Origin of the sequence: Thermotoga sp. RQ2, assembly GCF_000019625.1 — a bacterium.
GTDB lineage: Bacteria > Thermotogota > Thermotogae > Thermotogales > Thermotogaceae > Thermotoga > Thermotoga maritima.
This window is the reverse complement of sequence record NC_010483.1, coordinates 1,152,004-1,172,375: the sequence shown is the minus strand read 5'-3', so window position 1 is coordinate 1,172,375 and position 20,372 is coordinate 1,152,004. Positions and strand designations below refer to the sequence as shown.

Genomic DNA, 20,372 nt, shown 5'->3' with positions numbered 1-20,372 from the left:
TTCATTCTCCTGTCGATGTAGAAGGTGTAGATTCTTCTGATGCTTTCATGGCTTCGAGAATTGATTCCACCTGATTGTAGGCAGACTCGTAATCCATGAAATTTGGATCGATTTTTTTCATCTCATCAAGGTAATACTTCGCAGACGTGGGATCGTTCAGTGCAAGGCTCATATCGTAGAGCATGTAATAAGAGTCGAGACGTATGCTGGTAGAAGCGTCCGTTGCATTGGCCACTGTGTAGAGACCGAGAAGAACCCCAAATATCTGGTTCGGATCGTAGGTTCCAGTTGACAGATAAGGTTTGATCTGGTTGTAAAGATTGGAGTAATAGCTGTACTTGATGTTTATGTCGTTGGGGTGCAAGCGGTACGCGTATTCCAGTACATACGTGGAAGACGGGTAGTTCTCGTAAAGATAATCCACAACTGTTTTCTTTTTGTTTTCCACATCTGCTTTCTGTTTCTCAAGTTCCTCTTTTTTTGCATCGGCTTCTTCAATGGAGAGTTTCCCGTACTTCTTTATAAGATCCTCATCTGGTTCCTGAGAATTTTCAAGCACTGTTCTGTACTGAGTCAATTCGGCTATCTGTTTGGTGAGTTCCTGGATCTTGCTGTCGGAGAGAAGGACGAAGAGAGATTTCAGCTCATCAGATGTTTCTGTTACCAGGTTTTCTCCCTGGAAGAGAAGGTTCGCCAGTTTTCCGTAGAGGTCTTCTTCGTTCTTGAAGTACTTCCACCAGTATTCAAGAACCTGATCGTTGAACGCGTACGATAGATTTTCTTCCTTCATGAACTCTTCCAACCACTTCTGGAATTTTTCCTGTTCCAGCTTCGTTTTCACATCACTGTACGCGTCGCTGTTCTCGAAGGCGTTGAAATCTGTGAGAACCGAGGAAGTCTTCACCCTGAACACGTACCACTGATCGAGGAAAAAGAACGGTCCAACAATCGAACCTGGAGTGGCACTGAACAGAGCCGTGTCTATTTCATCCGGGAAAATCCCCCTTGTAGCGTTGGAAAAAGGTTGAACAGTAACATTCATACTGGAAGCTGCTTCATCGAAACCCACCTCACTTGCTTTTGCAATGAACCCCTGAGCCGTGGAACTGCTGTCGAACGACACAGCTTCTATGTCAACTCTGTCGTACTGCTTCTGAAGGTCTTCCTTGTTTTCCTCGAAATATTTCTTTATTTCATCCTCGGTGACAACTCCCACTTTTTCCTGAACCTTCTTGATGGTGAGCTGAACTCGAATTTGAGGCTCCAGGTAGTTCTTCTCGTAGTTCGAAAGACTTCCGTACGTTCTCTCTATCCGGTTGAGCTGATTTTGATCGTTCTTTATTGTTTGGATAACGTTGTTCACTTCCTGGTTGATTTCTTTCTTGGAAGGCTTTATGTCGTTCTTTTCCGCATAGTAAAGAACCACTTTCTGCTGGAGAAAGACGTCCGCTATCAGAGCTTTGAGTCTGGGTTCCTCAAAAAGTGGATCTAGAGATATGATCTGATAAGAACTCAACAGGTTGGAGTAGTAGTCGTTCACTTCCCACGGCATGAGCCAGTAGGTAGGATCGTTCAGAGCCGTTCCGTCTTTTGTGATGTAAGCGAGACTCTGTTCGAGGGAGTATTTAACGTTGTTCTGGGTGTTTCTGAGGTTGATAGACACCGACCACCAGATCATACCCGCCACGAACGCAATAGCAATCGTCCAAATAATGACCCCTTGCCACTTTTTCATCCATTTTCTCATTCTTCAAACCCTCCTTCGAATTCCGCCTCTTCTTCCTCGAACTTTTTGGGTTTCACAATGGGGAAGGGAATCACATCCCTTATTGTGGGAGAATCCGTGATGAACATGAAGAGCCTGTCAAGACCAATTCCCAGTCCTCCCGTGGGAGGCATTCCATACTCGAGGGCCCTCACAAAATCGAGATCCATCATGTGTGCTTCTTCGTCCCCCTCTTCTCTCATTTTCGCCTGTTCGAGAAATCTCTGGTATTGATCAACGGGATCGTTCAGCTCACTGAACGCGTTCGCGATCTCCCTTCCAAATATGATGAGTTCGAACCTTTCCGTGAGTCTAGGATCCTCTCGGTGTCTTTTGGCAAGAGGGGAAATCACCACAGGATGATCGATTATGAAGGTGGGATTCACCAGTTCTTCTTCCACCAGATCTCTGAGTTTATCTATGAGGTGTGCTCTGTTCTTTATTTCCAGTTCCACTCCATATTCTTCGAGCTTCTTCAACAACACTTCATCGGGATCTTCGAGGATGTCCACCCCGAGTTTTTCTTTGAGAAAGTCTCTCATTCTCACTCTTTTCCAGGGTGGTGTGAAGTCTATCTCCTTGCCCTGGTAGGAGATTTTCAAGGTGCCGCATGTTCTTTTCACAACTTCCACTATCAGTTCTTCAGTGAGATCCATCATATCGTTGTAATCCGCGTAAGCCTGGTAGATTTCTATGCTGGTGAACTCGGGACTGTGTTTGTAAGATATTCCTTCGTTTCTGAAGTTCTTTCCTATCTCGTATATCTTCTCAAAACCGCCGATGATCAACCTCTTCAGGTAAAGCTCCGGTGCGATTCTCAGATACATATCTATATCAAAAACGTTTAGGTGGGTCACAAAAGGTCTCGCTTCCGCACCACCTGTGACGTAATGGAGGATAGGCGTTTCCACCTCGATGAATCCCCTGCTGTTGAGAAATTCCCGTATCACTTGAACAGCCTTGAAGCGCTTTCTGAACCTCTCAATAGCCTCGTCGCTTACGATGAGTTCGAGGTACCTCTGCCTGTATATGATTTCCTTATCTTTTATGCCGTGCCACTTCTCGGGCAAGGGACGTAGAGCCTTACTCAGAAGCGTGTATTCTTGAACGTAAATGGTCAACTCTCCGGTTTTGCTTTTGAACGGAAAGCCTCTTACTCCTATAAAGTCACCTATTTTGACGTGTCTTTTGAAGAGATCCATTTTTTCCTTTCCAACAGAATCTGCCCTTACGTAAGCCTGGATTCGACCTGTGTCATCTTTCATGTGAAAGAAGGCCGTCTTTCCATGGTGGCGTATCGACATGACTCTCCCTGCGAAAGAGAGTTTTTCAGATTCAAGAACTTCTCCAGCTTGGAGATAGTCGTACTTTTCTCTTATTTCCCTGGCTGTGAGTTCTTTTTCGAATTTGTAGGGATATGGCTCTATACCCATAGAACGAAGTTCCTGTATCTCATTGAGACGTTGTTCTTTGAACTCTTTCAGCACACAACCACCTCCGTTACTTGTTCATAACCGCTATCACCTGATAACGCTGAACACCACTGGGAGCTTTTACCTTTACCACATCTCCCACCTTTCTACCGAGAAGACTTTTGCCCAGTGGAGAATCGGAGCTCAACTTTTGAGCGAAAAAGTCTGCTTCCTGAGGTGTGACGATTCGAAATTTGTGTTCTTCACCGGTATCCAGGTTCCTTATAACAACCCATTTTCCCAGTGTAATTTCATCGTTTTCCTCAGAATCTTCTATGATCTCCGCGTTGCTCAGAATCTGTTCGATCTCCATGATCCTGCTTCCAACACGCCCCTGTTCGTTCTTCGCAGCTTCGTACTCCGAGTTTTCCGATAGGTCTCCGAGTTCCCTCGCTTCTTTTATTCTTTCAGAGATCTCGTACATGAATTTCCTTTTCAGATCTTCCAATTCCTTCTTCAGCTTCTCATAGCCTTCACGGGTGAGACGAACTTTCTTCATTGTTCTTCGCCCTCCTTCTCTCTTTTTAGTTCTTTCACAATTTCCAAAAATTGATCCACTTCCCTGAAATCACGATAGACTGAAGCGAATCGTACGTAAGCAACCTGGTCCAATTTCTTCAATTCCTCCATAACCAGTTCTCCTATTCGTTTCGTTTCAACTTCGAAGGATCCTTCTTCTCTGAGTTTCAAGCAGATTCTGTTCACAGCTTCCTCGATCTGCTCGTAGGTGACAGGTCTCTTCTACAAGCTTTTATCATACCATTTTTTATCTTTTCCCTGTCAAACTTCTCCCGCCTGCCATCCTTTTTTACAACAAGAACAGGTGCTTCTTCGTATCTCTCGTAAGTGGTGAATCTTTTACCACAAAAAGAGCACTCTCTGCGTCTCCTGATAGCGGTTCCATCGAGAGTGGGCCTCGAATCAAGCACTCTTGTGTCCATCGAACCACAAAACGGGCACTTCATTTTACATCACCAAACCTTTCAGCTATTTTGATAATTCTTTTCAGTTTCGAGTATATTTGAGATTTTGTGAGATTCAACTTTTTCCCCAGCTCTCTGAGTGAGAGCTCTTTGTTTTTCAATCGAACCAGGGCGACTCTTCTCAAATCTTCGGGTAAGTTTTCGAGTCCCATGTTCTCTTTTATAACCTCTATCGCACGTATCTGACGAGCTGTACTGTTGGCCGTTCTGATGGCGTTCGCTTCTATAAAGTTTACTGTTCTGTTCACATCACCGATCACTTTTCTTTCAGTGACGATTCGATCTATCTCTTCAAGCTTTCTCTGAACCCCTACGGCTTCGAGGAACACAAGAATATCCTTTATAGACTTTATATAAAGTTTTCTTGTATTCCTGAGTTCTACAATGCCTGCGTTTATGTTGAAGAAATCTTTCAAACTTTTCTTTGTGAGAGCGAGCGTTTCTTCCTCAAACAGATTGATTTCCAGATGATAATGATACCTTGGATTCGTCATGGATCCTCCGCTGAGAAACAACCCTCTCAAAAATGAAACAAATAGGGCTACGTCGAAGAACGGTTCTATCACCATGAAACTTTCCGAATACTCCGCGGTGATTTTTATGTACCTCTTCTTTATGTTGTGTGATTTCTCTACAATTATCTCCGAAACGGGTTTTGAGAGATACTTCATTAAATTCAAAAGCCGCCTCGAGGCGGCAAAAGAATGCAAAGAAAAAACGATATGCCTGCTCTTGACGTCCAGATCACCTCGCGCTTTTATGAAACCCAATAGTTCCGCTATAGCCTCATCACGACTTCCAAAAGGGACGTTCACGAGTTCCTCTTTTATCTCCTCAGAGAAAGTTCGCCTCAAGAGGCTCACCACCTCGAAATTCTCTCTATCACATCCGCCAGCTTCACAGAGTCGTGTCTTATCTTTCTTTGACCATCTGAGGGGTCAACTATCTCTACAAGAAAGGGCTCTGCCAGAATGGTGTTCTGTATGTTTTCAGCGTCGATCTCCACGAAATCGCTTCCCTCTTTTCTATACCTTTCGAGCACCTCTTCAGAGGGCTTGCGGGTGTTCACCAGCACGAAATCCACGTTTTGCTCCAGGTACCTTTCGAGTTCTTTGACGTGGTCCGAAACCCTGTATCCTGTTGTTTCACCTGGCTGGGTCATGAGGTTACACACGTATATTTTCTTCGCTCTTGATCTTTTTATCGCATCCTTCACACCGTTTACGAGAACGTTTGTGATGATACTCGTGTAGAGACTCCCTGGACCAAAGATGATGATATCGGCCCTTTCAATCGCCTCGAGGACTTCAGGAAGTGCATCGATCGGTCTATCCAGCCTGACTTCGACTATTTTTCCACCTCTTCTGACGATGTTCGTTTCACCGATCACCTCTTCTCCGTCTTCGAACCTTGCCACAAGTCTTGCGTGATCTTCGCTTACGGGTAGGACTCTCCCTTTTATAGCGAGCACCCTCTCCAAGATCCTTATGGCCTCCGAAAAACTTCCTTCGATCTTGGTAAGAGCCGCTATTATCAGGTTTCCCAGGCTGTGTCCCTTTAAAGACCCCTCGCTGAAGCGGTAGCACATAAGCTTCGCAAGAAGATCCTCATCTTTTGCCAGAGCCACGATGTTGTTTCTCACATCGCCTGGAGGTGGCACGTTCAGTTCTTTTCTTAACTTTCCGGAGCTTCCCCCTTCGTCCGTAACTGAGACAACAGCGGTTATTTCAAAAGAATCGATGTTTTTCAAGCCTTTCAAAAGAGTGGAAAGTCCCGTCCCTCCACCTACAGCAACCACCTTCACCGTTCACACCTTCTCTATGTCCCTGTGCTTCTCAATGACTGTAAAACCTTCTTTTTCCAACATTTCTTTCAGTCTGTGTGCGATATACACGGATCTATGCTTGCCACCGGTACATCCTATTCCCACAGTGACTATCCTTCTTCCAGTTCTCTGGTACTCTTCTATCGCCACCTTTAGTACTTCATAAATCTTTTCGATGAACTCTTCCACCACCGGATAATTTTTAAAGTACGCTTCTACCTTGCTATCCAAACCCGTCTTTGAAGAAAGTTCCGGTACGTAGTGTGGGTTCGGGAGAAAACGAGCATCAAAAACGAAATCCGCGTCCATTGGGATTCCGTGTTTGAATCCGAAACTCATTATTCTGACAGAGGTTCCACCGGACTGGTTCACGAGAAAGTGCGTCAGAGTTTCGCGCAGTTGATGTGTGTTCATGCTGGTTGTATCTATCACAACGTCCGCAATTTCCTTTATACGAGACAGGATTTTCCTCTCCTTCTCTATGGCATCTTCCAGCCCTATTCCGTCCTTCTGAAGAGGATGCCTTCTTCTCGTTAGAGCGTATCTCCTCAAAAGTTCTTCCGTGGATGCTTCCAAAAAAATCACCAGAGTGTTTGTCTTTTCTTTTATTCTTTCAACCGCTGATATGGGATCTCCGAGGTGTTCGCTTCGCACATCAATGGCCATCGCCATCTTTTCGAGGTCGGAACTCATGAAAAGCTTCAAAAGTTCCTCCAGTATGTTACCGGGAACGTTATCAACACAAAAATACCCCAGATCCTCCAGAAAACCCATAGCGGTGGTTTTACCTGCTCCCGAAAGCCCGGACACAACGACTATTCTTTTCAAGGTTCCTGATCACCTTCCCTGAGTGCTTGAGAGAGTTTTTTCTTCAGATTTTTAATCCTCTCACTCATTTTCACATTTTCGAGCACAGTGTTGGCCAACATGACGAACAGGATGTTATCTATCCCCACTTCGTCGATGAATTCTTCATACCGCTTGAAGTCTTTTTCTATTTTCTCTATGGTTTGATTGACTATCTCCAGATCCTCATCAGTAACGAGATTGTACACTTTCTTTCCAAGTCTAACGCTTATTTTCTTCCTCATCCTGTATCATCCCCTGATCGGTTGTGAGGGAGAGAAAACGCTGAATTTTCTCCACAAGCGTGTTCAGGGACCTTTTGTGTTGCTCGATGGTCTTTTCCAGCTGCTCCTTCTCCTTTTCTAAGTGAAGTATCCTTTCATTCAACTGTTTCACCTTCGACCACAGTTCTCTGTTTTCTTCTTTCAGCTTTCTGTAATCTTCTATCATTGTATCGAGAATCCTTTCGAGATCCTCCAGTTCTTTCATTTGTTTTCCCCCCTTCGTGATTATATTAACACATCACGAATCGTTTTTATAACCAGGTTTTCAGGTACTTCAAGACCTCGGAGCAGGATCTTTGCACCCCTTTCTGTATAGTCCATCTCAACAAGCTCCAAATCCATCATCTCCACAATTCTGAACACGTTGTTCAATTCCTGATAATCTACCTCCACTTCGAATTCTTTCATGAGCCTCAGCTTTCTCAACTCCGCCCCCTTGACCGCCATCTCAGCAGCTGAAGAGTAAGCTTCTATGAGCCCACGAACACCCAGTTTCACTCCACCGAAATATCTTGTGACAACGATCGCTGTGTTCATAAGATCGTATTTTTTTAGAACCCCGAGGATTGGTCTGCCCGCCGTTCCGCTCGGCTCACCGTCGTCCGAACTGTGTTCAAGGATACCGTTCGGAGAGAAAATTCTGTAAGCCCAGCAGTTGTGAGTGGCATCCCTTTTCGAAACTTCTTTCAACTTCTCACGAAAGTCTTTTTCATTCGTTATCGGAAATATGGTGGCATAGAACTCTGATCTTTTAACGTTGATTCTTTCCGTGTGGGTTTTCACCACTGTCTTCCATTCCACCAAATTTCAACCTCCGTTTCCAACTCCACACCGTATTTCTCTTTCACCTTTTTTCTCACAAACTCAATGAGTTTCATCACGTCATCGAAAGTAGCACTTCCTGTATTCACAATGAATCCCGCGTGTTTTTCCGATATCTGAGCTCCTCCAATTCTGTAACCCTTCAACCCTAAGGATTCTATGGCCTTTCCCACGTAGAAATCCTCTCTTGGTCTCTTGAAAACGCTTCCCGCACTTGGAAGGTCAAGGGGTTGTTTCTCCAAACGCCTCCTCATGTAATCCTCCATCTTCGCTTTTATAGTTTCCTTCTTTTCTTTTTTGAAACTCATCATCGCACGTGTTATGATTAATTTCTCCCTTTTGAACGTACTGTCTCTGTAGCCGAAAAAAATCTCGTTCTTCGAAAGCCAAATTTTTCTTCCATCTTTTAAAACCTCGACTGCTTCGATGAACTCTCCGATCTCTCCACCGTACGCCCCCGCGTTCATAAAGATAGCTCCCCCCACGCTCCCCGGTATCCCGTACGCGAACTCCAGCCCTCCGAGTTCCGCTTCCATCAAAAATAGACAGAGCCTCTTCAGGGGAGTTCCACTTTCTACCAGTACCTTCTCTCCCTTTATTTCAATTTGATTCAACCTTTCTGTTTTCAACACTGCGATATCCAGATCTTCATCTTGAACCAGAAGGTTCGTACCGAGTCCCATTATTTGAAACGGAAAATCCTTCAGAACGGTGATGGCTCGTTCTAAGGAAAAAACATCGTTTGGAAGGACAAGATATTTCACCCTTCCACCGATTTTTATGCTGGTGTGGCAGGAAAGTTTTTCGAACATCCTCACGTCACAGCCTGCTTTGTAAAGAGATTCAAAGATTTTGTCCAAAGATATCCCTCCTTAGACTCTATAGTATAATTTCAAACTGGGAGGTGTTGACTTGAAGAATCTACTCGATCTTTCTTACGAAGAACTGGTAGCCGAAGTCACGAGCCTGGGTCTCGAGCGCTACAGGGCAGATCAGATTCTGGACTGGGTGTTCAACAAAAAAGTGAACAACTTCGATGAGATGACAAACCTTTCAAAACAGCACCGTGCTCTTTTGAAAGAGCACTTCTCCATTCCTTTCTTGAAACTCCTCGACAAGAAGGTTTCCAGAATAGATGGTACCACCAAATTCCTCTGGGAACTCGAGGACGGGAACACAATAGAATCTGTGATGCTTTTCCATCCGGACAGAATAACGGCCTGCATCTCAACCCAGGTCGGATGTCCTGTGAAATGCATCTTTTGTGCCACAGGAATGAGCGGATTTGTCAGAAATCTGACCACAGGAGAAATAGTAGCACAGATCCTTTCCATGGAAAGAGAAGAGAAGAAAAAAATAGGAAACGTTGTGTACATGGGAATGGGAGAACCTCTTCTGAACTATGAAAACACAATAAAAAGTATAAGAATACTGAACCACAAAAAGATGGGAAACATAGGTATCAGGAGGATCACGATTTCGACAGTTGGAATCCCGGACAGAATAATCCAGCTGGCTGAAGAGGGGCTCGATGTGAAGCTCGCTCTTTCACTCCACGCACCGACGAACTTCAAGAGAGATCAGCTCGTTCCCTTGAACAAAAAGTACTCCATCGAAGAGATCCTGAATGCGGTGAAGATCTATCAGAGAAAGACGGGAAACCGTGTAACTATAGAATACGTGCTCATAAGGGGCATAAACGATGAAATAAGCGACGCAAAGAAACTGGCCGAAATCTTGAAGAACATGAAAATCTTCGTGAATCTGATCCCCGTGAATCCAACGGCGGAAGACCTAAAAAAACCATCGCGAGAACGACTTTTGGCCTTCAAGAGGATACTGTTGGAAAACGGAATCGAAGCAGAAATCAGACGGGAAAAAGGTAGCGACATCGAAGCGGCCTGTGGTCAGCTGAGGCTGAAGAGAATAAAATCAACATCATGAAGGTGTTTCTCGGAATATTAACGGGCATTGCGGTTGGTGGTCTTCTCTTTCTGTTCGCAGTGAAGCTTTATCAGAATCTGTACAGCACGGTACCGGATGTTGTCGGGCTTTCTGGAACAGAAGCGTGTGAAAGACTGAAGGCATCTGGTTTGTTTTGCGACACGTCTTCTTCCGAAACGGTGTTGGAGACCTATCCACGAGCCGGTTCAAGGGTGAAAAAGGGGAGAACGGTAAACCTCTATTACGAAAATCCCCAGAAAAAAATTGTGCCTCGTCTTTCACAGCTGAATCTCTCAGTTGCAGAAGAGATCCTGAAAAGGCTCGGATGGAATTACGAAACCGTTTATTTTCCTTTCGGCACAGAAAAAGACAGGGTTCTCGCAACCTATCCGGAAGAGGGGCAGATCTACAAAGGAAAATTAATTCTTCTGATCGATACAGGTGAAAAAGAAAACTATTTTTTGGTGGAAAATTTCGTGGGTAAGAAGATCGATGAATTGAAAGACAATTCTCACATTTTACTTCTTGGAATGGGTGATACGGTGGTGGCACAGTACCCTCCTGAAGGTTCCATAGCAACGGAAGTTATCCTCATCCTTGGGGAGGAATGAATTTGAGAAGAAAAGGAATAGTGGTGAGTTTTCACTCGAACATGGTCACAGTCGAAGACGAGGAAACCGGTGAAAGAATCCTCTGCAAACTGAGAGGAAAATTCCGTCTGCAGAACCTCAAGATATACGTTGGAGACAGGGTGGAGTACACACCGGATGAAACAGGATCCGGAGTCATAGAGAACGTGCTGCACAGAAAAAATCTGCTCACCAAACCTCACGTTGCAAATGTGGACCAGGTGATCCTTGTGGTGACAGTGAAAATGCCGGAAACTTCGACCTACATAATCGATAAATTTCTTGTTCTCGCCGAAAAAAACGAACTGGAAACGGTGATGGTCTTCAACAAGATGGACCTCTACGACGAGGCCGACCTGAAGAAAGTGAGAGAACTGGAAGAGATCTATTCTGAACTCTATCCAATCGTTAAAACCAGTGCGAAAACTGGAATGGGGATTGAGGAGCTCAAGGAATATCTGAAGGGAAAGATCAGCACAATGGCCGGACTCTCCGGAGTTGGAAAAAGTAGCTTGCTCAACGCCATAAATCCGGGCTTGAAGCTTCGCGTGAGCGAAGTTTCAGAGAAACTCCAGAGAGGAAGACATACCACAACAACTGCCCAGCTCTTGAAATTCGATTTCGGTGGTTATGTGGTCGATACTCCGGGCTTCGCAAATCTGGAGATCAGCGACATAGAACCCGAGGAACTGAAAAACTACTTCAAGGAATTTGGAGACAAACAGTGTTTCTTCTCAGATTGCAACCACGTGGATGAACCGGATTGTGGAGTGAAAGAAGCCGTGGAGAACGGAGAAATCGCAGAGAGTCGATACGAGAATTACGTGAAGATGTTTTACGAGCTTCTGGGAAGGAGGAAAAAGTAATGGCGAAAATAGCAGCTTCAATTCTCGCATGTGACCTTGCAAGACTGGCCGATGAAGTGAAAAGAGTGGAGGAGCACGTGGATATGATCCATTTCGATGTCATGGATGGTCACTTTGTTCCAAACATTTCCTTTGGACTTCCCGTTCTGAAAGCCCTCAGGAAAGAAACAAAACTTCCCATAAGTGTACATCTGATGATCACCAATCCCGAAGATTACATCGACCGCTTCATAGAAGAAGGCGCAGATATGGTTGCCATCCATTACGAATCGACCTTTCATCTCCACAGGTTGGTCCATCGTGTTAAAGACCTTGGAGCACAGGCCTTTGTTGCCATAAATCCGCATACCCCCATCAATCTTCTTTCAGAGATCATAACCGACGTCGATGGTGTACTGGTGATGAGCGTCAATCCCGGTTTCTCTGGTCAGAGGTTCATAGCAAGGAGTCTTGAGAAAATAAGAAACCTGAGAAAGATGGTGAAAGAACTGGGACTGGAAACGGAAATCATGGTCGACGGCGGTGTAAACGAAGAGAACGCATCGATACTGGTTAAAAACGGTGCGACGATCCTTGTGATGGGATACGGTATCTTCAGAAACGACAATTACGTTGAACTGATAAAGAGCATCAAACAGGAAAGAGAGGAATCTGCTGACTGAATCTGTTCGATTTTCCGTTTTTCTTCGTGTGGTTTTTGAAATTCCTCTCCAGAATTTCATAAGCTCTGTTTATGACCCTGTCGGGGATACCCGCTATCTTTGCGACCTCTATTCCGTAACTTCTGTCTGCCACACCGTCCACCACCTTGTGGGTGAATATCACGTTTTTGCCTTCTTCTTTTACCAGAATGGTTTTGTTCTGGACCTGCGGAAAGTGTTTTTCGAGTTCGGTGAGTTCTGTGAAGTGAGTGGCAAACAGCACCTTACATCCTCTCTTTATGAGTTCCTCTGAGATTGCCCAGGCTATGCTGACGCCGTCCTGGGTGCTCGTACCTCTTCCCACCTCGTCCAAGAGAACCAGGCTCTTTTCCGTTGATTTCAGCAGGATGAGTGCCATCTCGTTCATCTCGACAAGGAACGTACTTCTACCACCAGCGAGATCGTCTCTGGCACCCATTCGCGTGAAAATCCTGTCGAACACGGGAAGAATCGCCTTCTGCGCCGGCACAAACGATCCTATCTGCGCCATGAGGGATATGAGACCCACCTGTCTGATGAAAGTGGACTTCCCGCTCATGTTGGGACCCGTTATTACCACAAATCTCTTCTCGTTGTCCATGTAAATATCGTTTTCAACAAAATTCTGTGTGAACCTTTCAACGACCGGGTGTCTTCCACCTTTGATCTCCAGTCTGTCTTCTGAAAAGACGGGTTTTGTGTAGTTGTACAGGATAGCATCGTAGGCCAATGTCGAAAGCACATCCATCTTTGCCAGATCCTCTGAGAGCTTGAGGAGAACTTCTTTGTGCTTTTTCACCTCCTCACACACGCTTTTGAAGAGTTCCTTTTCCATTTCTTCTATCCTCTCTTTAGCGGCCATTATCTTTGTCTCGAATTCCTTCAATTCAGGTGTGATGAATCTTTCAGAATTGACGAGTGTTTGTTTTCTTTCGTAATCATCGGGAATCTTGTCCAGATTCGCTTTCGTCACCTCTATGTAGTAACCAAAGACCTGGTTGTATCCAACCCGCAGTTTTTGGATACCCGTTCTTTCTCTCTCCTTCTCTTCGAACTCTTTGAGCCTCTCTTCGGCATGTTCCAGAAGATCCCTGTATTCATCGAGTTCAGGTGAGAATCCTCTCTTTATAACCTTTCCCTCGCCGGGGCTTCCCAGCGGATCATCTTCGATGGCTCTTCGAAGCAGATCAACCAGTTCTTCCGGGAAAGCGAGTTTATTGAACACACCGAAGTTTGAAAGAATTTCGTTCAGTTTCGGAATGATCTCCAGTGTCTCTCTGAGTGCCACTAAGTCCCTGGGAACGGATCTGTTGTATTCCACCCGCGAAACGATCCGCTCCACATCCCTCACGTTCGAAAGAAAGTTCCTCATCTCCTCCAGGCTCACCCTGTCGTTCACCAGTCTTTCCACAGCCTCGAGCCTTTCTTCGATCTGCTTTCTGTCGACCAGAGGGTGGAGAATCCACTTTTTCAAAAGACGAGCCCCCATAGGAGTTTCCGTGTTGTTCAGCACATCGAAAAGATTCTTTCCCCTGTCACCGGGAATCAAAGAAAGATTTTCCACCGTTGCGGAATCGAGTATCATGTAGTCTCTCTGGGAGATGAGAAGAGGGGGTTTCAGATTCAGATCTTCCGTGATCATCGTGTACTTGACATACTTTATAAGTGCTGCAAGGGTCTTCAGCGCAAGGGGTGAAAGCTCGAAATGATGAATGTCTTTCAGATTGTAGGCTTTTTCCACTTCTTCCAGATCGGAGAAATACCACTCGCTTATGGATTCTGTGTAAACACCTGGAAAGCGTTCCCTCAAAGAAGATTTCAGGTGCTCTGAACAAACGATCTGGGAAATGGAGTAATTCTTCAGCAGGTCCAACGTTTCCTGTTCGTCTGAACTTTCATGAACCAGGACCTCACCTGTCGAGACATCACAGAAAACCGTACAGTACCTTCCCTTCTCTTCTGAAACAACGGCCATGTAGTTGTTCGTTTCGCTGAGAAACTCATCCTCTACGATAGAGCCAGGAGTGACAACGCGCGTGACTTCCCTTCTGATCAATTTCTTCGACTTCGAAGGTTCTTCCATTTGATCGCAGATTGCCACCTTGTAGCCCGCTTCGACGAGCTTTTTCAGGTAGGTGTTCAGCGCGTGGTACGGAATGCCCGCCATGGGAGCGTCCTGCCTTCTTGTGAGAACTATGTTCAGAACCTTTGAAACGATCTTTGCGTCTTCGAAAAACGCCTCGTAAAAATCTCCCAGACGAAACAGCAGAATGGAATCTTTGTACTGTTCTTTTATTCTCAGGTACTGTTCCATGAGGGGAGTTACCTTCACCGTTTCACCACCTTCACCATCCTCAAGTGCGGAATGTTCGCTTCGTAGAAGATCTCTCCTTCCGCCCTGTAACCGAGTCTCTCGTAGAACTCTCTCACCTGGATTTGAGCGTTTAAAACGATTTTTCGAACTCCTTTAGAGAAAAGCTCTCTTTCCACACTCTCCATGAGAAATCTTCCGTATCCCTTTCCTCTTTCTTCCTTCAGAATCGCCACACGTTCTATCTTGAACGTTCCATCATCGATCTTTCTTATCCTTGCGGTTCCTATGAATTTTCCTTCCTTTTCGAGAAGCACGTGAACACTCTCAGGATCTTTCCCATCGAGTTCTTCTTCCTCAGGAACTCCCTGCTCTTCTATGAAAACCTTTCTTCTGATGTTCAAAGCTTCTCTCAGGAGTTCTTCGTCGTTCTCAAAAAAGATCACCTTCATCTCGAATCACCTCTCAGGATATTTTAACCCCGGGTGATAGAATCTTCAGGAGGAGGTGAAAATTATGAGAAGCTTGTTGTTTCTTTTATTCGCATCGACAACGATCTTTGCAGCACCCGTTCTCATTCTTTTTCAGGACAGTGCGATCCTCATGGAAAGTTTATCCGTGAGCGGTACAGAAACCATCTCCGTTCCTCAGGGATGGGACGTGATGGATGTAATCGGAGCAAAAAGCTGGTACGTGGTTTCGGAAAAAGAACCTTCCTGGGAAGAAATTATAAAAGGAAAAACCGTCAAAGCGGTGGACGAACCTCCCTCACAGTTCGAAGTGATAAGTACTTCTCCTCTCGTTTTGAAAAAAGACACGAAGTACTACGTATACAACTCCGCGTTGAAAAAGTGGCTTGTTCTGGAATACGAAGAACCCCAGATCGGTCGGAAACTCGTGATGAACGGACAGGGAAAGGTAACTTTGCTTCTGCGTTCCTCAGGAAGCTGGAACGTCAGGTACTATCTCTTCGAAGATACTCTCACAGGAAACGCCTTTCTATCGGTCTCTGGTGTGGAAAGCGCGGATGTTTTTTTAATTTCCAGGCCCGCTGGGGAAACTTCCATTTGGAAAGGGATGTACCTCAGCGTTTCGGCCTCAAGAGAAATGCCCGAAGAACACGAGTCTGAGGAAGTCAAGGTTTATCACCTCGGCAAGTTGAAAGATCTGGACAAATCCCCTGTTGTGAATCTCATAGAAACGAATTTGCCCATCACTAACGAGTACTACTCGTACTCTTTTGCAGTGAATGACTCGAGTTTCGATTATCAGAAAACCACCTTCACGAGAAGTTTCAAGACTCCTGTGGATCTTCCGGGAGGCACGGTGAGCATATTCTCTAACATTTCCGGTGTGGATATAATGATCGGGGAAACAAGCATCCCCGACACTCCGAAAAACTCCCTTCTGGAGCTTCCCGTAACGGACTCCTGGGACGTTCGCGTGAGAGGAGAGATTCTGGACGAAAGAAACTACAAAGACACATACGAATACGAAAGGACTTGGAGAGTGACCGTTCAGAACCTGAATGAAACAGAATCGAAGGTGAGAATCAACGTCTACGGAAATATGCTGAGACTGCTCAGATTTTCCATCAAACCGTTGAAAGAAACTTCAGACCAGATCGTTTTCGAATTGATCGTTCCGGCCAATTCAGAAAAAGAATTCGAATTCACAGTGAGAAGCGGGTGGTGAAGATTGGTAAAGGCACTCTTCAGTTTACTCTTCGTTGCGTTCATCTGGGGATCGACATTTCCTATACAGAAGATCGTACTGGTGGGAGTCTCTCCCACCTTTTATATCGCCGTTAGATTCTTCATCGCAGCACTGGTTTCTTATTTTCTATTTGGAAAGGGGAACGTCAAGTACGGATCGATCCTTGGAACACTCCTGGGAATTGCCTATACCACACAAACGTGGGGACTCACGATCACCACCTCCACGAAGAGCGGTTTCATCACATCGATGTACATCGTTTTCGTTCCGGTCTTTGCGTATCTTCTGGAGAGAGAAATTCCAACGATATTCCAGATCGTTTCCTTTTTTGTCGCAAGCCTGGGACTTTACATGATCTCAGGTGGAATCAAAGGCTTCAACTTCGGGGACTTTCTCACCTTGATCTGTGCGGTGAGCTTTGCCTTGCACGTTGTCCTGATAACGATGTTCTCAAAGCGAGTCAAAGAAGTGGATCTCCTCTTTCCACAGTTTCTGGTAGTGGGGATTTTGAACCTGATACTGAATGTTTTCTGGAAGAACTGGAACTTCACACTCCCGGCTCTTGGGAGCGCAGTCTTCACCGCTCTTGCGGCCACCATTCTGGCCATCTACCTTCAGGCAAAATACCAAAAAGCGCTTGGAAACAACGTGTCTGCGATTGTTTTCCTGGGAGAACCTGTTTTCGCAGCAGTTGTTTCTTATTTCATGCTGGGCGAGACGATGGCAGGGAAACAGCTTTTAGGGGCAATCCTCCTTTTGATCTCCATGGTGTTTTCCAGTCTGGAACGTGTTAAAATAGTTCGTGAAGCGAACCAAAAGGGGAGGGATGAGTGTGAAGATTCTCTTTAAAAACGCCACGGTCTTTCCCATAACTTCCAGACCCTTCAAAGGAGATGTGCTTGTCTCGAACGGAAAAGTGGAAAAGTTGGGAGAAAACATAGAAGATCCCGACGCGGAAATCGTTGATCTGACGGGAAAATTCCTGTTTCCTGGTTTCATCGACGCGCACTCCCACATCGGGCTCTTTGAGGAAGGAGTAGGGTACTATTACAGTGATGGAAACGAAGCTACGGATCCCGTCACACCGCATGTGAAAGCACTCGATGGTTTCAATCCGCAGGATCCGGCCATAGAGCGGGCTCTTGCCGGTGGAGTCACATCCGTGATGATCGTTCCTGGAAGCGCCAACCCGGTGGGTGGACAGGGAAGTGTGATAAAGTTCAGGTCCATAATTGTGGAAGAGTGCGTTGTGAAGGATCCCGCAGGTTTGAAGATGGCGTTCGGAGAAAATCCAAAGAGGGTCTACGGTGAGAGGAAACAAACTCCTTCAACGAGAATGGGAACAGCGGGAGTGATCAGAGACTACTTCACTAAAGTGAAGAATTACATGAAGAAAAAGGAACTCGCCCAGAAAGAAGGAAAAGAATTCACCGAAACCGACCTGAAAATGGAAGTCGGCGAGATGGTCCTCAGAAAGAAGATTCCTGCCAGGATGCACGCCCACCGAGCGGACGACATCCTCACCGCCATCAGAATAGCAGAGGAGTTCGGTTTCAACCTCGTCATAGAACACGGAACGGAAGCGTACAAGATTTCTAAGGTGCTAGCGGAGAAAAAGATACCCGTCGTTGTGGGACCACTCCTCACCTTCAGAACAAAGCTGGAACTGAAAGATCTGACGATGGAAACTATCGCAAAACTCCTGAAAGATGGGGTTCTTATAGCCTTGATGTGTGATCACCCGGTGATTCCTCTCGAGTTTGCAACCGTTCAGGCGGCAACTGCCATGAGGTACGGTGCAAAGGAAGAAGATCTGCTGAAGATCCTGACGGTGAATCCTGCTAAGATCCTCGGCCTCGAAGATAGAATCGGTTCCATTGAACCTGGAAAGGACGCGGATCTTGTGGTCTGGAGCGGACATCCGTTCGATATGAAATCCGTGGTGGAAAGGGTTTACATAGACGGAGTGGAAGTCTTCAGAAGATGAGGGGCCTCAGATCACGAGGCCCCCATCTATTCCTATCACCTGTCCGGTGACGTAACTCGACTCGTCCGATGCGAGAAAGAGTATAACCTGCGCCACCTCTTCTGGCTTCCCAAACCTTCCCAGCGGTATTCTGGAAAGGGCTGCTTCACGTGCTTTTTCTGGAAGTTTTTCGGTCATGGGGGTTTCTATGAATCCGGGTGCCACAGCGTTCACCCTGATGTTTCTTCCAGCGAGTTCCTTCGCCCACGTCTTGGTCATCCCTATGACTCCCGCCTTCGACGCCGCGTAATTCGTCTGACCGGGATTCCCGTATATTCCAACGACAGAGGAGACGTTCACGATCGAACCGTTCCTCTGTTTGATCATGTAGGGCACCACCATCTGAGTCACGTTGAAAACACCCTTCAGATTCACGTTTATTACCGCATCCCAGTCTTCTTCTTTCATCCTCACAAGAAGCGCATCCCTTGTTATTCCCGCATTGTTCACCAGAACATCGATTCGACCGTACTTTTGAACGACTTTTTCCACGACTTCTTTTATCTGATCCCTGTCGGTCACGTTCAAAACGTAGGGATCAACCTTCCCCGGAAGTCCTTCTGCCTCTTTCACAAGAGAGTCGAGATTTTCTTTCGAGATATCGCCAGCGATCACCGTAGCTCCTTCCTGTGCGAAAAGAAGCGTGGTGGCTTTCCCTATCCCGCTTGCAGCCCCTGTGATCAAACACACCTTCCCTTCAAGCCTCATGAACGCACCTCCTTGCGTTTTTTTAAATTGTATCACGTGTTCTATTTAAGAAGCCATTAAAGTTACCCCGAAGGGGGTATAATCCTCTCATAAGGAGGTGGAACGACGCGCTCCTTTTTGATAGGAATAGTAATTACCATGATCGGACTGTCCGTTTTGAAAGTTCTGGATACTTACCTGTTCGTTGTACCGGAGAAAGATCTGGTGTATCAAAACATCAGCAGTGTTGAAAAAGAAAATTTAAAAGACGATTTCACTTTCATTGTCTTTGGTGACAACAAAAATTCCATCTCCACCTTTTCCAAGCTCATAGACGCAGTGAACAGAGAACAAAACGCAGCATTCGCTGTAAACACGGGAGATATGGTCTTCGATGGATCTCTGTTCAAATGGGAGTTGTACCTGGAACAGCTCAGAAGATTCAAAATACCAGTTCTTCCCGTCCCGGGTAATCACGACCTCGCTGACGATCCCGGAAACTATTTGAAGATTTTCGGACCTCTCTACTACTCCTTCCATACGGGAAACTCATATTTCATAGTCCTCAACAACGCGAACGAGAAATATGTGGACGCGTATCAATTAGAATGGTTGAAAAAAGAACTGGAGAAATCCCAGTCTTACAGATACCGGTTCGTTTTTATGCACGTACCGGTGTACGACCCACGTAAGGAAAAACAACCTGGCCACTCCATGAAGGATTTGGAAAATGCCCAAACGCTCTTGAATATTCTGAAGGAATACAACGTCACAATGGTTTTTGCCGGTCACATTCACGGTTACTTCAGGGGAGAATGGAACGGTGTGTCGTACATCATCACGGGTGGAGCAGGAGCAGAGCTTTTTGGTACCGACCCAGAGCACTACTTTTACCATTTTATAAGGGTTCATGTGTCCCCAACTGGAGTAAAATACGATGTAATAAAGCTTCCGACTCCTGGTTTCAACATGATCGATCGAACGGTGCATACTCTGTGGATCTACACCTATTCCTTCGTGATCCAGAACTACTGGATCGTTCTGCTTGGAACGGGATTGTTCGCGTTGAGCGCCATTGTTCTGTCGGGTAAAGAGCGAGAGGTGGGAAAATTTCTGATGAGGAGAAGACTCGTCAGGTTTGCGGTGAAACTCTGGAGGTTCTTTGGAAATTACGGAAGGGGGAGAAGCTGATGGAGATCGATCTTGCAACGATAGTGAAGAACCTTGTGGATAGAGAGAAACATTTCAAAGAAGAGGTCAAGAAAATAGAAGAAGAGATGGAAAATGAATATAAAAAAGAGATCGAAAAGCTCAGAGAATTCAAGGAACAGCGGAAAAAATTGATAGACGAACACTACAGGGAACTGATCGAAAACGTGAAACTGGAGATGAGTAGAATCGAATCCAAAGCCAAAAGGGAGCAATCGGAGCTGAGGAAACGAATGGAGGATCTGGAATCACATCTTGATGAACTCGTTAGTGAAATAGTAGATATGCTCCTGTCAGAGGAGTGATG

General features: G+C 45.6%; 22 protein-coding genes and 1 pseudogene. 9 read left to right on the top strand and 14 right to left on the bottom strand.

Translation table 11 applies throughout. From position 1 onward, the window contains the following. Window position 1 precedes the first annotated feature (1 nt). From TRQ2_RS05805 to murB, 11 genes and pseudogenes are all read right to left on the bottom strand, one after another. Entirely contained in the window at window positions 2-1,747 is a 1,746-nt protein-coding gene (locus TRQ2_RS05805; RefSeq protein WP_012310963.1) for a peptidyl-prolyl cis-trans isomerase, read from the bottom strand. Beyond that, window positions 1,744-3,252: a lysine--tRNA ligase gene (gene lysS, locus TRQ2_RS05800; protein ID WP_012310962.1), complete on the bottom strand. Its 1,509-nt coding sequence runs from the start codon at window positions 3,250-3,252 to the stop codon at window positions 1,744-1,746. The genes TRQ2_RS05805 and lysS overlap by 4 nt, the downstream gene beginning before the upstream one ends. A gap of 13 nt (window positions 3,253-3,265) precedes the next feature. Beyond that, window positions 3,266-3,736 carry a transcription elongation factor GreA gene (greA, locus tag TRQ2_RS05795; protein WP_012310961.1) on the bottom strand — a complete coding sequence of 157 codons (471 nt, stop codon included), beginning with the start codon at window positions 3,734-3,736 and terminating at the stop codon, window positions 3,266-3,268. Continuing rightward, a pseudogene (gene nrdR, locus TRQ2_RS10005) lies at window positions 3,733-4,202 on the bottom strand (transcriptional regulator NrdR). The gene greA and the pseudogene nrdR overlap by 4 nt, the downstream one beginning before the upstream one ends. Further along, entirely contained in the window at window positions 4,199-5,083 is an 885-nt protein-coding gene (gene whiA / locus TRQ2_RS05785) for a DNA-binding protein WhiA (RefSeq protein WP_235231204.1), read from the bottom strand. The pseudogene nrdR and the gene whiA overlap by 4 nt, the downstream one beginning before the upstream one ends. Then, entirely contained in the window at window positions 5,080-6,024 is a 945-nt protein-coding gene (locus TRQ2_RS05780; protein WP_012310960.1) for a YvcK family protein, read from the bottom strand. Before TRQ2_RS05780 ends, whiA begins: the two co-directional genes overlap by 4 nt. A gap of 3 nt (window positions 6,025-6,027) precedes the next feature. Next, window positions 6,028-6,873, bottom strand: a complete 846-nt coding sequence (rapZ, locus tag TRQ2_RS05775; protein ID WP_012310959.1) for an RNase adapter RapZ — start codon at window positions 6,871-6,873, stop codon at window positions 6,028-6,030. Further along, window positions 6,870-7,136, bottom strand: a complete 267-nt coding sequence (locus tag TRQ2_RS05770; protein ID WP_012310958.1) for a hypothetical protein — start codon at window positions 7,134-7,136, stop codon at window positions 6,870-6,872. Before TRQ2_RS05770 ends, rapZ begins: the two co-directional genes overlap by 4 nt. Further along, window positions 7,114-7,380, bottom strand: coding sequence for a DivIVA domain-containing protein (locus TRQ2_RS05765; RefSeq protein ID WP_012310957.1), 267 nt, complete (start codon window positions 7,378-7,380; stop codon window positions 7,114-7,116). The genes TRQ2_RS05770 and TRQ2_RS05765 overlap by 23 nt, the downstream gene beginning before the upstream one ends. 20 nt (window positions 7,381-7,400) lie before the next feature. Then, complete coding sequence (locus TRQ2_RS05760) at window positions 7,401-7,976, bottom strand: YigZ family protein (protein WP_038033115.1); 576 nt, start codon at window positions 7,974-7,976, stop codon at window positions 7,401-7,403. After that, window positions 7,955-8,857: a UDP-N-acetylmuramate dehydrogenase gene (gene murB, locus TRQ2_RS05755; protein WP_012310955.1), complete on the bottom strand. Its 903-nt coding sequence runs from the start codon at window positions 8,855-8,857 to the stop codon at window positions 7,955-7,957. The genes TRQ2_RS05760 and murB overlap by 22 nt, the downstream gene beginning before the upstream one ends. 52 nt (window positions 8,858-8,909) lie before the next feature. Between murB and rlmN the strand changes: the two genes are divergently transcribed. Genes rlmN through rpe form a run of 4 tightly spaced genes read left to right on the top strand, consistent with a single transcriptional unit; the run spans window position 8,910 to window position 12,098 of the window. Next, window positions 8,910-9,941 carry a 23S rRNA (adenine(2503)-C(2))-methyltransferase RlmN gene (rlmN, locus tag TRQ2_RS05750; protein WP_012310954.1) on the top strand — a complete coding sequence of 344 codons (1,032 nt, stop codon included), beginning with the start codon at window positions 8,910-8,912 and terminating at the stop codon, window positions 9,939-9,941. Beyond that, window positions 9,938-10,552, top strand: a complete 615-nt coding sequence (locus TRQ2_RS05745) for a PASTA domain-containing protein (protein WP_012310953.1) — start codon at window positions 9,938-9,940, stop codon at window positions 10,550-10,552. Before rlmN ends, TRQ2_RS05745 begins: the two co-directional genes overlap by 4 nt. Further along, on the top strand, window positions 10,549-11,436 hold the full coding sequence (rsgA, locus tag TRQ2_RS05740; RefSeq protein ID WP_128080949.1) for a ribosome small subunit-dependent GTPase A: 888 nt from the start codon (window positions 10,549-10,551) through the stop codon (window positions 11,434-11,436). The genes TRQ2_RS05745 and rsgA overlap by 4 nt, the downstream gene beginning before the upstream one ends. Further along, window positions 11,436-12,098: a ribulose-phosphate 3-epimerase gene (gene rpe / locus TRQ2_RS05735; protein WP_011943568.1), complete on the top strand. Its 663-nt coding sequence runs from the start codon at window positions 11,436-11,438 to the stop codon at window positions 12,096-12,098. The genes rsgA and rpe overlap by 1 nt, the downstream gene beginning before the upstream one ends. On the opposite strand, the gene mutS is transcribed toward rpe, so the two are convergent. Then, complete coding sequence (gene mutS / locus TRQ2_RS05730; RefSeq protein WP_012310951.1) at window positions 12,067-14,448, bottom strand: DNA mismatch repair protein MutS; 2,382 nt, start codon at window positions 14,446-14,448, stop codon at window positions 12,067-12,069. The genes rpe and mutS overlap by 32 nt on opposite strands. Next, window positions 14,445-14,879 (bottom strand): GNAT family N-acetyltransferase, encoded by a 435-nt coding sequence (locus tag TRQ2_RS05725; protein WP_012310950.1) that lies wholly within the window; start codon window positions 14,877-14,879, stop codon window positions 14,445-14,447. Before TRQ2_RS05725 ends, mutS begins: the two co-directional genes overlap by 4 nt. Window positions 14,880-14,943: 64 nt before the next feature. Here TRQ2_RS05725 and TRQ2_RS05720 point away from each other — a divergent pair, with 64 nt between their 5' ends. The 3 genes from TRQ2_RS05720 to TRQ2_RS05710 are packed head-to-tail and all read left to right on the top strand — an operon-like array spanning window position 14,944 to window position 18,130. Continuing rightward, window positions 14,944-16,122, top strand: coding sequence for a hypothetical protein (locus tag TRQ2_RS05720; RefSeq protein WP_012310949.1), 1,179 nt, complete (start codon window positions 14,944-14,946; stop codon window positions 16,120-16,122). Between the two features lie 3 nt (window positions 16,123-16,125). Beyond that, window positions 16,126-16,992: a DMT family transporter gene (locus TRQ2_RS05715; protein WP_012310948.1), complete on the top strand. Its 867-nt coding sequence runs from the start codon at window positions 16,126-16,128 to the stop codon at window positions 16,990-16,992. Beyond that, complete coding sequence (locus TRQ2_RS05710) at window positions 16,970-18,130, top strand: amidohydrolase (RefSeq protein WP_011943573.1); 1,161 nt, start codon at window positions 16,970-16,972, stop codon at window positions 18,128-18,130. Before TRQ2_RS05715 ends, TRQ2_RS05710 begins: the two co-directional genes overlap by 23 nt. A 6-nt stretch (window positions 18,131-18,136) precedes the next feature. On the opposite strand, the gene fabG is transcribed toward TRQ2_RS05710, so the two are convergent. Next, on the bottom strand, window positions 18,137-18,877 hold the full coding sequence (fabG, locus tag TRQ2_RS05705) for a 3-oxoacyl-[acyl-carrier-protein] reductase (RefSeq protein WP_012310946.1): 741 nt from the start codon (window positions 18,875-18,877) through the stop codon (window positions 18,137-18,139). 156 nt (window positions 18,878-19,033) lie between these two features. On the opposite strand from fabG, the gene TRQ2_RS05700 reads away from it, so the two are divergent. Both TRQ2_RS05700 and TRQ2_RS05695 read left to right on the top strand, forming a co-directional pair. After that, a complete protein-coding gene (locus TRQ2_RS05700) occupies window positions 19,034-20,047 on the top strand; it encodes a metallophosphoesterase (RefSeq protein ID WP_238514437.1) in 1,014 nt (337 codons plus the stop codon). Next, window positions 20,047-20,370, top strand: a complete 324-nt coding sequence (locus TRQ2_RS05695; RefSeq protein WP_012310944.1) for a hypothetical protein — start codon at window positions 20,047-20,049, stop codon at window positions 20,368-20,370. The genes TRQ2_RS05700 and TRQ2_RS05695 overlap by 1 nt, the downstream gene beginning before the upstream one ends. Window positions 20,371-20,372: the final 2 nt, after the last annotated feature.